Origin of the sequence: Ewingella americana, assembly GCF_006438725.1 — a bacterium.
GTDB lineage: Bacteria > Pseudomonadota > Gammaproteobacteria > Enterobacterales > Enterobacteriaceae > Ewingella > Ewingella americana_A.
In genome coordinates this window covers 56,035-69,047 of the sequence record NZ_RCZD01000005.1, presented here as the reverse complement: position 1 = coordinate 69,047, position 13,013 = coordinate 56,035, and the positions used below count along the sequence as shown (strand labels likewise).

Annotated in this window: 15 protein-coding genes; 3 read left to right on the top strand and 12 right to left on the bottom strand. The window is 53.6% G+C overall.

Going from position 1 to position 13,013, the window contains the following annotated elements:
* Positions 1–120: 120 nt before the first annotated feature.
* Genes EAH77_RS10395 through EAH77_RS10385 form a run of 3 tightly spaced genes read right to left on the bottom strand, consistent with a single transcriptional unit; the run spans position 121 to position 1,152 of the window.
* Positions 121–417: a DUF4312 family protein gene (locus tag EAH77_RS10395; protein ID WP_140472362.1), complete on the bottom strand. Its 297-nt coding sequence runs from the start codon at positions 415–417 to the stop codon at positions 121–123.
* Positions 417–782 carry a glycine-rich SFCGS family protein gene (locus EAH77_RS10390; protein ID WP_140472361.1) on the bottom strand — a complete coding sequence of 122 codons (366 nt, stop codon included), beginning with the start codon at positions 780–782 and terminating at the stop codon, positions 417–419. The genes EAH77_RS10395 and EAH77_RS10390 overlap by 1 nt, the downstream gene beginning before the upstream one ends.
* A 22-nt stretch (positions 783–804) precedes the next feature.
* A complete protein-coding gene (locus tag EAH77_RS10385; protein ID WP_140472359.1) occupies positions 805–1,152 on the bottom strand; it encodes a PRD domain-containing protein in 348 nt (115 codons plus the stop codon).
* A gap of 401 nt (positions 1,153–1,553) precedes the next feature.
* Between EAH77_RS10385 and rnk the strand changes: the two genes are divergently transcribed.
* Positions 1,554–1,964 carry a nucleoside diphosphate kinase regulator gene (gene rnk, locus EAH77_RS10380; RefSeq protein WP_140472357.1) on the top strand — a complete coding sequence of 137 codons (411 nt, stop codon included), beginning with the start codon at positions 1,554–1,556 and terminating at the stop codon, positions 1,962–1,964.
* A 57-nt stretch (positions 1,965–2,021) separates the two neighbouring features.
* Here the strand turns inward: rnk and cybC are convergent, their stop codons facing one another.
* On the bottom strand, positions 2,022–2,408 hold the full coding sequence (gene cybC / locus EAH77_RS10375; RefSeq protein ID WP_140472355.1) for a cytochrome b562: 387 nt from the start codon (positions 2,406–2,408) through the stop codon (positions 2,022–2,024).
* A 155-nt stretch (positions 2,409–2,563) separates the two neighbouring features.
* A complete protein-coding gene (gene pmbA / locus EAH77_RS10370; RefSeq protein ID WP_140472353.1) occupies positions 2,564–3,904 on the bottom strand; it encodes a metalloprotease PmbA in 1,341 nt (446 codons plus the stop codon).
* A gap of 218 nt (positions 3,905–4,122) precedes the next feature.
* Between pmbA and yjgA the strand changes: the two genes are divergently transcribed.
* A complete protein-coding gene (gene yjgA, locus EAH77_RS10365; protein WP_140472351.1) occupies positions 4,123–4,674 on the top strand; it encodes a ribosome biogenesis factor YjgA in 552 nt (183 codons plus the stop codon).
* 67 nt (positions 4,675–4,741) lie between these two features.
* Here yjgA and EAH77_RS10360 read toward each other — a convergent pair whose 3' ends face one another.
* The 6 genes from EAH77_RS10360 to aaeX all read right to left on the bottom strand — a co-directional run bounded on the left by EAH77_RS10360 (position 4,742) and on the right by aaeX (position 10,286).
* Entirely contained in the window at positions 4,742–5,038 is a 297-nt protein-coding gene (locus tag EAH77_RS10360; protein WP_140472349.1) for a barstar family protein, read from the bottom strand.
* A gap of 5 nt (positions 5,039–5,043) precedes the next feature.
* Complete coding sequence (locus EAH77_RS10355; protein ID WP_170215673.1) at positions 5,044–5,478, bottom strand: ribonuclease domain-containing protein; 435 nt, start codon at positions 5,476–5,478, stop codon at positions 5,044–5,046.
* A gap of 42 nt (positions 5,479–5,520) precedes the next feature.
* A complete protein-coding gene (locus EAH77_RS10350; RefSeq protein ID WP_140472347.1) occupies positions 5,521–6,981 on the bottom strand; it encodes an NAD-dependent succinate-semialdehyde dehydrogenase in 1,461 nt (486 codons plus the stop codon).
* Positions 6,982–7,174: 193 nt separating this feature from the next.
* The gene (gene aaeB / locus EAH77_RS10345) at positions 7,175–9,130 is read right to left on the bottom strand and encodes a p-hydroxybenzoic acid efflux pump subunit AaeB (protein WP_140472345.1); all 1,956 of its coding nucleotides are present in this window, start codon (positions 9,128–9,130) and stop codon (positions 7,175–7,177) included.
* Positions 9,131–9,139: 9 nt separating this feature from the next.
* The gene (aaeA, locus tag EAH77_RS10340) at positions 9,140–10,075 is read right to left on the bottom strand and encodes a p-hydroxybenzoic acid efflux pump subunit AaeA (protein ID WP_140472343.1); all 936 of its coding nucleotides are present in this window, start codon (positions 10,073–10,075) and stop codon (positions 9,140–9,142) included.
* A gap of 7 nt (positions 10,076–10,082) precedes the next feature.
* Complete coding sequence (gene aaeX, locus EAH77_RS10335; RefSeq protein WP_140472341.1) at positions 10,083–10,286, bottom strand: p-hydroxybenzoic acid efflux pump operon protein AaeX; 204 nt, start codon at positions 10,284–10,286, stop codon at positions 10,083–10,085.
* 267 nt (positions 10,287–10,553) lie between these two features.
* Between aaeX and aaeR the strand changes: the two genes are divergently transcribed.
* Positions 10,554–11,495: an HTH-type transcriptional activator AaeR gene (gene aaeR / locus EAH77_RS10330; RefSeq protein ID WP_140472339.1), complete on the top strand. Its 942-nt coding sequence runs from the start codon at positions 10,554–10,556 to the stop codon at positions 11,493–11,495.
* Positions 11,496–11,541: 46 nt separating this feature from the next.
* Here the strand turns inward: aaeR and tldD are convergent, their stop codons facing one another.
* Positions 11,542–12,987 carry a metalloprotease TldD gene (gene tldD, locus EAH77_RS10325; RefSeq protein WP_140472337.1) on the bottom strand — a complete coding sequence of 482 codons (1,446 nt, stop codon included), beginning with the start codon at positions 12,985–12,987 and terminating at the stop codon, positions 11,542–11,544.
* Positions 12,988–13,013: the final 26 nt, after the last annotated feature.

Genomic DNA, 13,013 nt, shown 5'->3' with positions numbered 1-13,013 from the left:
ACCCGAATCACTTACCTGAGTAAGCTCATCGGGGTTCGCTCGTTTGCCGCCTTCCTACAGCTCGAATTATTTTGGGTATAGAGCCATTAATCAGGAAAATATACTTGAGACTGTTGTCTCTTATTTTGTGACAAAAACGACCTGGTCAGTATTTATTGCCGTCAAATTGACGGTAATGTCTAACGCCACGTAATAACTTTTTCTTTCCCTGGCCAGAAAAAAGAACAGGAATTTTTCCCTTTTTACCGTTTCTTCCGCCGTAATTACCTTGACGTCCTGCGGTTCGATGCGCAGCAAGATATTTTGCGTCGACTTAAGAACAGTTCGCTGAACCTGACTGAGTGCAGAAGAAAAGGCAGCAGCTTTACTTTCGCCTTTCCCTTCAACCCGCACCGTGGTGGTTAATTGTTGTTTCATTACGGTTGGCCGAATTTCTTGATATAGGCTTCAACCAATCTTTGACCTAGCTCTTCTTTATCCATAAATCCGAAACCTAATACATTGCAGCCTTCATTAATGGCGGTGACGCCTTCATCCACAGAGCGCATACCGTATTTGGCTTTATATCCATATTTTGTTTGCGCGGTAATTGCGCCCGCGCCGCCACTGCCACAGAAGGAGATGCCAAAGGTGGCATTTTCTGCTTTCATCACGTCGCCTAGTTTCATGTCAGCTGCAACGCCCGGTACCACAACGGCACGGCCGCCTGCAGCTTCAACACCGGCTGCAACTTTCTGGCCTTTACCTAAACGGTCGCCGATAACAACAGTAATTTGTCCCATGATTTAATCTCCTGATAAATAATTATGAATTGTTGTCTTTCGCGACTTCGAAATGCACCGAGAGTAAATAGGCCTCCTCAATCGGTAAATTTCCGAACAGGTCAACCACCTGTTCTGCCATTCGCATAGAATCAGCCGATATTTCGTCAAACAGCTCTTTTTCCACGTCAGGTAATGCCTCGCCGGTAATTGAACGTAATACCATCGCCTTAACATGAGAGGTCAACATCTGCTGCTGGACATCATTGGTATAGATATTTTCAGCATTTAACATCGTCTGAATATCTTTCAACACTTTCTCGGTGGTTGCTGGTGCATCTTCCAGACTAATTTGTCTCGTCGTATTCACAGATGCGATTGCATTATTCACTCGCGATTACCTCTCTCCTTGTCGTGCAATACCTAATTTCGTCTGTCTTTACCCTAACCGTAAGAGGATTTCCTGTGTAGCCGGTTTTTTTCCAGTTCGAACTGGAAATGTCATGACCTAAGCAGATCACATTCTCAAAACTGAGATTAATCTGGGGATACCGCTGCCGCGATAGCATCCGCTCAGGGTATTTGACTGGTAATAGGAATTTTCACAGCATTGAATGAATAGAGTGAGGCTTCCCTTTTCGGCTATCTCCGCCTAGTATCAATGTATAGAAGACAAAACACTGACACCCCTGCGCAAATGCGCGGGGGTGTTGCTTTTTGAAAACCGGCAACACTGCCAATCCCTACGCCATCCATGCGGCTGACGAGACAAAAGGAAATAGGAAAAATGCTATGAGCAAACCGACCCTGACCATCAATGAGCTTGATGCAGAACGTTTAGATAATCTCCTGGCGCAGGCGGCTTACGCCAACAACCCAGTTGCAGAGGCATTGAACGAGGAACTGGATCGCGCTGAAATCCTGCCGCCGCAGGACATGCCTGCCGACGTCGTGACGATGAACAGTAAGGTGCGCTTCACGCAGGGCAAAGAAGGCGAAGAACATATCCGCACGCTGGTCTATCCGGCGGCGCTGAAAGACACCGACGAGCAATTATCGGTGATGGCACCGCTCGGTGCTGCACTGCTTGGCCTGCGCGTTGGCAGCAGCATCACCTGGACGATGCCCAACGGCAAAGAGAGCCGGATTGATGTGCTGGAATTGCTATACCAGCCAGAGGCAAGCGGCGAGTTACGCCGTTAACAAAATTGATAAGGGCTCAGCATGCTGAGCCCTTACGATTAAAACTATCAAAAATCGTTACTTAAACTTCTTATGGTTCTCGTTACGCGTCGCTTTAAACCCTTCGGCTTCCTTCTTCGCTTCATCCAGTTTGCCCGCTTTTACCAGTTCTGACGCTTTATCAATCTGGCCGATTAGGGTGTCGAGGCCTTTGTGATAGTCCTGCATTTGCGGGCTATTGGCGTCCTGACCTTTCAGTTTCGGCGGCGTGGCTTTTTTGGCATCCTGAGCGGCAGCTTTCATACCGGACAGACCTGCGGTGAAATCATTGGCATTGTCTGCTTTCAAGACCTTGCTGTAATTATCGGAAATGGTGTTCATGTCCGCTTCTAAATCTGCCGCCAGTGCGACCGTGCTGCTGCCTAACATTGCTACCACTGCTAACGCCATCAGATGTTTACGCATATTTATTCTCGCTTGTTTTAAGTCTTATTGGATAAAACGACATTACTTGTAAGGCTTACTAAAAATAGGCTGAGAGAGGAGAAAGTGGCATTACTTTTTTGTAAAGAATTGACGCAGCGACCGGGCAGCCGCTGCGAGGAAGAAAGTGAAAGGCGTTATTCGCCAGCGATTTTCATTTGTGACAACAGCACCGAGCCGCACTGAATGTTGCTGCGGGTTTCGATATCACTACCGATGCTCACCATATTGCGCCACATGTCTTTCAGGTTACCGGCGATGGTTATTTCGCTGACCGGATACTGAATCTCGCCGTTTTCGACCCAGAAACCCGCCGCGCCGCGCGAATAGTCACCGGTGACACCACTGACGCCCTGGCCCATCAACTCCGTCACCACCAGACCTTTGTCCATCTTGCGCAGCATCGCGGCGAAGTCATCGCCCTGACCGGCAATGCGCCAGTTATGGATGCCGCCCGCGTGCCCCGTGGTTTGCAAGCCGAGCTTACGTGCGGAATAACAGGTCATCAGCCAGTTCTGCAACACGCCATCTTTAATGATATCGCGGCGCTCGGTGCGCACCCCTTCGCTGTCGAACGGCGTTGACGCCAGCCCCTGCAACAGATGCGGGTGCTCTTCGATAGTCAGCCATTCCGGCAGAATCTGTTTGCCCAGACTGTCGAGCAGGAAAGAGGATTTGCGGTAAATGCTGCCACCGCTGATCGCACCGACCAAATGACCAAACAGGCCGGTCGCCACTTCAGCGGCGAACAGTACCGGGGCATGCCGGGTGGTCAATTTGCGTGGAGAAAGACGGGACAGCGTACGGCGGGCGCACTCGGCACCGACCCACTCAGGATTGGCCAAATCACTCATACTGCGGGCAATGGTGTAAGCATAATCGCGTTCCATATCGCCGTTATGTTCAGCAATCACCGAGGCAGAAATGGAGTGGCGGGTCGAGCAGTAGCTTTGCAGCATACCGTGGCTGTTGCCGAACACGCGGATACCGTAGTGGCTGTTGAAACTGCCACCTTCGCTGTTGGTGATACGCTTATCTGCCGCCAGGGCTGCCTGCTCTGCGCGCGCGGCCAATTCGATACCGCGATCGGCGTCGAGCTCGGTCGGGTGGAACAAGTCAAGATCCGGCGCTTCGAACGCCAGCATGTCACGATCGGCGACACCGGCAAAGGGATCCGGCGAGGTAAAGCGGGCGATATCCAGCGCGGCCTGCACCGTGCGTGAAATCGCATCGGCGCTGAGATCGGTAGACGACGCGCTGCCTTTACGGTTCTGATGATAGACCGTGATACCGAGTGCACCATCACTGTTGAATTCGACGTTTTCTACGTCGCCAAAACGGGTGCTGATGCCAATACCGGTGGTTTTACTGACCGCCACTTCAGCCGCATCTGAACCTGCTTTCGCCAATTCCAGAGCCTGAGCTACGGCCTGTTCCAGTGTCTTACGCTGTTCTGCAACTTGATTGACTACGTTCATCAGCCTGCCATCACTTATGATAATAAAGGGGTGTTGTTGCCATTGAGTCTAACAGAGAGTCAGGTGAATTTCGCACTCAGACCGGCCAGATACGGCTTAATCTGCAACAGAACGTGGAGGTATTAAACATAACCATGCATAATGCCGCCATGCAATAAAGCACAATCAAGCTGACAGGAATATCCCAACGGCTATTCCCGGGAAAGAGAAAGCGCCCCATGACAAAGAAAATTGACGACTGGTCCGATGACGTTCCTGAAAATGAGAACGAAGAAGATGATGAGATCATCTGGGTCAGTAAAAGTGAAATTAAGCGCGACGCCGAAGTTCTGAAAGATCTGGGCCAGGAGATGGTCGATCTGGGCAAGAACTCGCTCGATAAACTGCCGCTCGACGAAGACCTGCGCGCCGCAATCGATTTGGCGCAGAAGATCAAAAAAGAGGGCCGCCGTCGTCAGATGCAACTGATTGGTAAAATGCTGCGCTCGCGCGACGTTGAGCCGATCACCACAGCACTCGACAAGCTGAAAAACCGCCACAACCAGCAGGTTTCCCTGTTCCACAAACTGGAAGTGCTGCGTGACCGTTTAGTAGAAGAAGGCGATGACGCCGTTCCTGCCGTGCTCGATCTCTACCCGAATGCCGATCGCCAGCAACTGCGCGCGCTGATCCGCAATGCCCAAAAAGAGAAGGCGACCAATAAGCCGCCTAAATCTTATCGTCAGATTTTCCAATATCTGCGCGAACTGGCCGAAGCCAAAGAGATGTAATTGACTCATCTGGGTGCATGAAACCGAGCCACCGCACGACGTTGCGGTGGTTTTTTTTTCAGCTCACTCACGCCTGATGTTTCTGCGCCGTGGGTTTTTCCAACACATTGAAACGCAACCCGCCGTCCAGCTCTTCCTCTGCCTCTTCGAACAGCAAAATCAGCGCACCAAAACGCCGTCTACGGCCAGCAGACAGATTGGTAAAATCAATTTCAACCGGCAATTTTATTCCACCGGTCACTTCATCCCAGAGCGCATCCAGATTGGCACCGAAGCTTTCACTCAGCGCAAACTGACGCGCAAACTCGCCATAAAACGTGGCTAAATCCGGGATGTGATTAAAATCGAAGACCATTTTACTCATCGAATTCACTCCACCCGAACAAATTGTCTGTAGTGATCGCGGCTGACATAAATCAGGCCATCACTGGCGAAAAGTACTCTGTCTGCGCCCCGGCGGCCGCAGCGGTAATTGATATCAGCCTCGCGCCACACCCGTTTGTCGGCACTGGGCAAACGCCCTTCCCGGTTAGAAAAACGGTCACCGCCAATGGCTTTGCCCGGCAGCACTTGACACAAATTCCCGGCGCGGGCATCCCATCCCGCGGCCCGCGCCTGTTTCTTGGTCACGTAGTAATCAGGCAGACGATGATTCTGCCGCAGGTAACCCACCACGGTTTGTTCAGCGGTCAGCGCCACCAGTGTAGCGTCAGATTGTTGCGCTAACGCGACAGCCGGGAACGCCCCAGCCAGCAGCTCTAAACACAATATTAGCCAGAGGCTGCGCCAGCATCGCCATGTCATTCGATTCATCATCATCCTGTCAGTTTGTCGTTCGCCGGGATTTTACAAGTTACCCAGGTGAAGCGTCTTCACCTGCAGATACTCTTCCAGCCCCAGTACCGACCCTTCACGGCCTAAGCCGGACTCTTTCACCCCCCCAAATGGCGCGACTTCCGTCGACAGCGCACATTCGTTGATGCCAATCATGCCGCTTTCAATGGCCTCTGCCACGCGGAACACGCGCTGCAGATTCTGGGTATAGAAATAGGCCGCCAAACCAAACGGCGTGGCGTTAGCGCGCTGGATCACTTCCTCTTCGGTTTTAAAGCGGAAACAGGCCGCCAGTGGGCCAAAGGTCTCTTCCTCAGCGACTTTCATGTCGTCCGTCGCATCGGCAATCACTGTCGGCTGGAAGAAGTTACCGCCGAGCTGATGACGCTGTCCGCCTTCCACCAGACGCCCGCCTTTCTCGAGTGCGTCTTTCACGTGATCCTCGACTTTCTCCAGCCCTTTACTGTCAATCAGCGGGCCAACCACCACGCCTTCATCCATCCCGTTACCAACTTTCAACTTGCGGACTTCTTCGGCAAGCCGCGTGACGAAGCGATCATAGACGCCGTCCTGCACATAGATCCGGTTGATACAGACGCAGACCTGACCGCTGTTGCGGAATTTACAGGTAACGGCACCTTTCACGGCGGCCTCCAGATCGGCATCATCAAACACAATGTAAGGTGCGTTGCCGCCCAATTCCATCGACACTTTCTTCATGGTGTCGGCACTGTTACGGACCAGTGTTTTACCCACTTCGGTTGAGCCGGTGAACGAAATCTTACGTACCGCAGAGCTTGCCATGATCGCATCGCTGATGGCGTGCGTGTCACCGGCAACGCCGTTAATCACGCCATCCGGCACACCCGCCAGACGCGCCAACTCGAGCAGCGCAAAAGCAGAAAGCGGTGTGTTATTGGCCGGTTTAATCAGCCCGGTACAGCCGGCGGCCAGCGCCGGGCCTAATTTGCGGGTCAGCATCGCCAGCGGGAAGTTCCACGGCGTGATAGCCGCAACCACGCCGATGGGTTCACGGGTAGCAAAGATGCGGGAACCGTCTTTTACGGGCGGAATGATCTCACCGTTGGCGCGCTTGGCCTCTTCGCTGAACCATTGCAGGAAGCTGGCGGCATAGTCGACTTCACCCAGCGCTTCCTTCAGCGGTTTGCCCTGTTCCGCCACCATCAGTTCACCGAGGAACTGCTTGTTCTCGATCATCAGCTCATACCAGCGGTGCAAGATTTCCGAACGCGCTTTCGCGGTGGTTTTACGCCACGCCGGGAACGCGTCGCTGGCGGCCTTAATCGCCGCGTCAGTTTCTGCTCTACCGGCTTTCGCCACTTTCGCCACCACGTCGCCGGTCGCCGGGTTCAGCACGTCAAAGGTTTCCTGGGTTTCCTGCCATTTCCCGCCCGCAAAAAAGCCTGTTTTAAATAATTTATGGGAAGAGAGTTTCTGTTGATTGGCTGACATAGGGATCGGGTCTCCTGCAAATAACCGCCGTCTGAAAACAACGACGTAAGAATGTAAGTTTGGATATTCAATCCATTAAGTATAGCGGCTAATACTGGCAGTGATGATGGCACCGCACAGCATGCTTATGATGACAGACACAAAAAAGCCGGCGCTGTTGAAGGCACCGGCGGGTGTGGTGAAGCCGCGACTATCAGGCTAAAAAGGCGTGCTGGTACTTGTGCAGCATTTCGGCCAACCGTTTCACCGGCTCGGTAACTTTCAACGGCGCGTCGTATTCCACCAGTTTTTGCTGATACTCATTCAGTTCCGACAGCAGCCGCTGGTAGTAGTAAGTACGCTTGCCTTCGCGCGAGGTGACCACGTGGTCGGCCGTGTTACGGATTTTTTTGTGAAATGCCGACAGCTCCTCGCTGGCGGGAACTTCCGCCATTTTCATCCGCTGATGGGCGATGATCAACATCAGCGCCAGCCGGTACTTACCAATGTCGTTCGGGAACATGACTAACAGTTGGTTGAGCTGATGATAAAGCGCCGGAAGATGATTTTCGCGGCGGCGATAGGCCTTGGTCGTCAGCGCCGACACCGCGCTGCTCATAAAGCGGTTAAGCAGCGTGCGTCCGGTTTTTTCACGGGACTTATCGCGGATAAGCAACAGTACGACCAGCGCAATCATCGTCCCAATCGCCTGCCCGGTCGCATTATCCAGAAACGCCGCAACGTTGAATTTCATCGGGTTACTCAGCACCAGAACGTTAATGGTCCCGGCCAGTAACCCCAGCATCCCCAAACGGCGTTTCTGCACTTCGATACCAATAAAGAACGTCAGCAAGCCGAGGCATAGACAGAGCAGGAACAAACTTTGCTGAGTCGCGGGCATGATCAGCATGAAGTAGATAGAACCCACCGGGATCGCCAGCAGCATCCCGACCACAAAATCGATCGCCATGGCTTTGGGGTTGGGAGTGCGCATCGCCAGCGACGTCACCACCGCGATGATCACCACGCAGCCGCTGCCGGAGGTCCAGCCGGTCCACAGCCATAACAGGCAACCGGAGGCGGTGGCAACAAAAGTACGCAGGCCGTTAATCATGGCGTGATGGCGTTCGGCTGAGGCCGGTTTTACGACCACTTCGCTGTTAAGAACGTTGCTTTCCACGCTACTGATACTGCTGTTGGTATGAATACCTTTAACCAGCATGAGCGCCCGCGTCCCCGCGCCGATCCAGCTGCTGACAGTCAGCAGAATGTCGTCGCCGCGCGTTGAGGAGATCGCCTGACGCAGCTGTTTCATGCGCTGATGGACCTCAGACGGCGTGACCGCCGGTTCGGCAAATAACGCTTTCACCTCCGGCGTAATGCGGTCCGGTGAGGTTTGCAGGATCAGATAGGTTTCGCATGCCTGAGTGATCATGCTGAGCGACGTGCTGTGCAGGGCTTTCAGTCGCTGATTACAGCGCTGCCAACGCGAGGATTCCATCATCAGACTGCTGCGCATACCGTTTAGCGCCGTGGTGCTCTTAATCAGGTTGCTCCATGATTTATCGATATCTTCCTTTTCCCCCTGATTAACACAAATACGCATCAACGCGAACTGGTCGAGCAGCAACTGGCTAACCGCCCGGTCAATGTCGGTTTTTATCGACCGTGGAGAAAACAGCAGATCGGCGACGATGGCGCAGCAAATACCCAGCACAATTTCGCTGCAACGCTCAACGGCAAACTGCGGTGTTTGCAGCGGTGAAGCCGCAGAGGTAACGACGATAATCAGCGCGGTATAGCCTGCCAGACCGAGCGCATAGGAGTTTTCAACCCGAACCAGCGAAGACCACCAGGTACAGACACCAGCCCAGATACAGCATAAAAGCAGCATCACGACCGGGGCACGAGCCGTGGAAATAACAATCACCACCGCAGCGATACACCCCAAAAACGTGCCGATAACGCGCAGAAAACCACGATGGCGGATAGCCCCCGCAAAAGGCTCGCCACCGGCGGCCATTGCCGGACCGGATGCCACAATGGCGGCAGTCATGGCTGACCAGCGCGGTGTCTCCAACTGCAGATAGAAGCCGAGAACCAGCGCACCGAGGATCGCAAACGTTAGCTTGAAAGCAAATCTGACGCGCGGAATGAATTGGCTGTTCATCGTCTCTTCTTAGCCGAATTCGCGCAGACGGTGCAGCAATTTGGCAAACGGTGACTGAGTCTCACGTTGTCTGTCCTGATCACCGGTGATCACCACTGTGGCGGTGGTCCCCGCCGGGTATGGATGCTGTTGGTCAGCGTCATCAAGAACAATTTTTACCGGAACACGCTGCGCCAGACGCACCCATTCGAGGTTACTGTCAATGGTGGCCAGACCGTTGGTGGCCGCTGAAGAAGAACTGTTGGTCACCGCGGCGGCCACACTGTCTACCGTGCCGTGCATGATGCGGTTGCTGCCGAGCGGCGTGATTTCAGCGCGGTCACCCTTTTTCAGGCCCGACAGTTTGGTTTCTTCCAGATAGGCCAGAATATAGAAGGTGTTCTTTTTCACCAGGGCAACGGCGGTCGAACCGCGATTGATATAGTTGCCGGGGTGCACGTTGAGGTTGGTGACCCAGCCGTCAGCAGGGGCCGTCACCACGGTTCGCTGCAGATCCAGCACCGCCAGATCGCGCGCAGCCTGAGACTTCGCCAGCTGATGCAGTACGGTTTGCAGCACGTTAGTGGACTGATCAATCTCTTCCTGTGACATGGCCTGCACGCCCAGTTTCACACGGCGTCCCGCTTCACGTTTTTTCTCCGCAGCCAGTGCCTGGAAGTAAGCAACGTCAGCATTGGCTTCATCCAGCGCCTGCTGGTAACGCGGCTGGTCAATTTTAAACAGTATCTGGCCCTTTTTAACCAGTTGGTTATCCACGACCGGCACATCGGTGACCAGCCCGGTGACGTCGGGCGCGATGGAGACCACGTCAGCGGTGAATTTGGCGTCGCGGGTCCATGGCGATTCGGTATAGAACGCCCATGCCTGGAAAACAGCGATGGCAGCAAGAACAACAAGGAGTAACGTTATTGCGTAACGTATTATTCTTATAGAAAAGTTTTTCACGACACCCTCAGATGAAGAAGCAGGAAATCAGGTAGAACAGACAGCAATACAGTGCTGTGTTAAATAACGCCGGATGCCAGACAAAATCATAAATCCCGGTGGGTTGTAACAGACGTCGCAGCAGGAAAAAGATCACCAGCGCCAGCAGGATTTCAAAAAAAACCGGCGGAAATGACAATCCGAAAATCACCATAACCGGAAGCAAACTCATTCATAATTCCTTAATGTAGCGTAGCGGGGAATCGCCCCTCGTCACGTCCGCGCATTATTCGTTATTTTAGACAATACCGTCTCATTCTGAGAGCCAGAATTGGGTAAAAGAGACCATGGATTTGCCAGGGAAGTGTGCGAAGGTAAGCAGCGATACCGCCAGTCAATGCCGAAACTGGGGTTTGTCACCCAGAACGGTATATTAGCGTGCTTATTATCAAGTTATCAACATTCTGTGATCACAATCACTTTTAAGCCAGAGTTAACAATGGACCGATTAAAACGCATGTCGATTTACGCTCAGGTAGTGGAAAGCGGCTCTTTTACCGCTGCCGCACGTCGCCTCGATATGAGCGTCTCTGCCATTAGCCAGACCGTATCAAAGTTAGAAAATGACTTACAAGTCAAGCTGTTAAATAGAAGCACCCGCAGTCTGGGTTTGACTGAAGCGGGTAAGATTTATTATCAGGGCTGTATGAAGATGCTGCAGGATGTACGCGAAGTGCATGAGCAATTATATGCCTTCAACAACACGCCCACCGGCACATTACGCATCGGCAGCTCATCAACAATGGCACAAAACGTATTAGCCGCGATGACCGCCGAAATGCTGGTGGAGTATCCGGGGCTGAAAGTTAACCTGGTCACCGGCATTCCGGCACCGGATCTGATCGCCGATGGCCTCGACGTGGTGATCCGTGTCGGCGCGCTTCAGGACTCCAGTTTGTTCTCCACACGGCTCGGCTCGATGCCGATGGTGGTCTGCGCGGCACGCAGCTATCTGAGCCAGCACGGCACGCCGGAGAAACCCGCCGATATGGTCAACTTCTCGTGGCTGGAATACAGTGTCCGCCCCGACAGCGATTTTGAGTTGATTGCGCCCGAAGGCATTACCACGCGCATTTCGCCGCAGGGACGTTTCGTCACCAACGATTCACAAACCATGATCCGCTGGCTGAAGGCGGGCGTGGGCATCGCCTATGTACCGCTGATGTGGATCATCGATGAAATTAACGCCGGTGACGTGGAGATTCTGTTCAGCAACTATCAGTCAGACCCGCGCCCTGTCTACGCGCTGTATACCGAAAAAGATAAAATGCCGCTGAAAGTGCAGGTGTGTATTAACTATCTGACCGGGTACTTCAAACAGGTTGGGAAGGTGTACCAGGGTTATCGGCAGGGAAAGGCAGGACCGAACGCATCGAAATAAAAACGGGAACCCTGAGGTTCCCGTTAATCTGCTGAAGAAGCCGGAATTACGCGCTGCCACCCACGGTAATGTTGTCCAGCTTCAGCGTCGGTTGGCCGACACCGACCGGCAGGCTCTGGCCCTCTTTTCCACAGACACCGACGCCTTTGTCGAGCGCCAGATCATTACCGACCATGGAGATCTGCTGCATGGCTTCAATACCTGAACCAATCAGCGTCGCGCCTTTCACCGGTTTGGTGATACGGCCATTTTCAATCAAATAGGCTTCAGTGGTGGAGAAGACGAACTTGCCAGAGGTGATATCCACCTGGCCGCCACCAAAGTTTGGCGCGTACAGACCGTATTCCACGCTGCTGATGATCTCTTCCGGCGTGGACTTACCCGCCAGCATGTAAGTATTGGTCATGCGTGGCATCGGCAGATGCGCGTAAGACTCACGACGGCCGTTACCGGTTGGCAGCACGCCCATCAGGCGCGCGTTCAGCTTGTCCTGCATATAGCCTTTCAGCACGCCGTTTTCGATCAGCACGTTGTACTGGCCCGGCACGCCTTCGTCATCAATGGCAAGCGATCCACGACGCCCTGGCATAGTGCCATCATCCACCACGGTGCAGAGTTCAGAAGCCACTAACTGGCCCATCTGACCGCTGAACATCGAGGTGCCGCGACGGTTAAAGTCCCCTTCAAGACCATGACCCACCGCTTCGTGCAACAGCACGCCCGGCCAGCCCGCGCCCAGCACGACGGGCATTCCGCCCGCTGGCGCTGCGACGGCGTTCAGGTTTAGTAATGCCATGCGAACCGCATCACGCGCGTAAGCTTCGGCACGTACTTCGCCGTCAACGCTTTCGAGGAAGTAGTCGTAACCGCAACGCCCACCGCCACCGCTGGAGCCACGTTCGCGGCGGCCATCATCTTCCACCAGCACGCTGACAGACAACCGCACCAGCGGGCGAATATCCGCCGCCAGTGTGCCGTCAGTGGCGGCTACCAATACGCTTTCATACACGCCGGTGATGCTGGCGCTGACTTCCTGCACCCGCTTGTCGGCGGCGCGCGCAACGCGGTCAACACGATGCAGTAATTCAATTTTGGCTTCACGCGACAAGCTTTGCAGCGGGTCGAGGATCGGATAGAGGGACTGATAAGCAATTTCGCCCAAGGTGTGGACTTTGCCATTGCCCTGTTCACGCACAATGCTGCGCGCCGCAGCGGCACTTTGGTTCAGGGCATTCAGGGTGATTTGATCCGCATAAGCAAAACCGGTTTTCTCACCGCTGACGGCACGCACGCCCACGCCCTGATCGATATTGTAAGAACCCTCTTTGATGATGCTGTCTTCAATCACCCAGGCTTCGTGGAAACTGGATTGAAAAAAGAGATCTGCATAGTCGAGACGGCGTTCAGCCAGTTGACCTAATACGGAAAACAGGTCTTGATGACTCAGATTATTAGCGGTTAGCAACCGCTCACTGACTAATGCCAGACTCATAGATTCTTCACTCTCTTTGGGATGAA

Coding starts and splice junctions, on each gene's coding strand:
- EAH77_RS10395 (WP_140472362.1), bottom strand. CDS start 417: ATGAAACAACAATTAACCACCACGGTGCGGGTTGAAGGGAAAGGCGAA.
- EAH77_RS10390 (WP_140472361.1), bottom strand. CDS start 782: ATGGGACAAATTACTGTTGTTATCGGCGACCGTTTAGGTAAAGGCCAG.
- rnk (WP_140472357.1), top strand. CDS start 1,554: ATGAGCAAACCGACCCTGACCATCAATGAGCTTGATGCAGAACGTTTA.
- cybC (WP_140472355.1), bottom strand. CDS start 2,408: ATGCGTAAACATCTGATGGCGTTAGCAGTGGTAGCAATGTTAGGCAGC.
- pmbA (WP_140472353.1), bottom strand. CDS start 3,904: ATGAACGTAGTCAATCAAGTTGCAGAACAGCGTAAGACACTGGAACAG.
- yjgA (WP_140472351.1), top strand. CDS start 4,123: ATGACAAAGAAAATTGACGACTGGTCCGATGACGTTCCTGAAAATGAG.
- EAH77_RS10360 (WP_140472349.1), bottom strand. CDS start 5,038: ATGAGTAAAATGGTCTTCGATTTTAATCACATCCCGGATTTAGCCACG.
- EAH77_RS10355 (WP_170215673.1), bottom strand. CDS start 5,478: ATGACATGGCGATGCTGGCGCAGCCTCTGGCTAATATTGTGTTTAGAG.
- EAH77_RS10350 (WP_140472347.1), bottom strand. CDS start 6,981: ATGTCAGCCAATCAACAGAAACTCTCTTCCCATAAATTATTTAAAACA.
- aaeB (WP_140472345.1), bottom strand. CDS start 9,130: ATGAACAGCCAATTCATTCCGCGCGTCAGATTTGCTTTCAAGCTAACG.
- aaeX (WP_140472341.1), bottom strand. CDS start 10,286: ATGAGTTTGCTTCCGGTTATGGTGATTTTCGGATTGTCATTTCCGCCG.
- aaeR (WP_140472339.1), top strand. CDS start 10,554: ATGGACCGATTAAAACGCATGTCGATTTACGCTCAGGTAGTGGAAAGC.
- tldD (WP_140472337.1), bottom strand. CDS start 12,987: ATGAGTCTGGCATTAGTCAGTGAGCGGTTGCTAACCGCTAATAATCTG.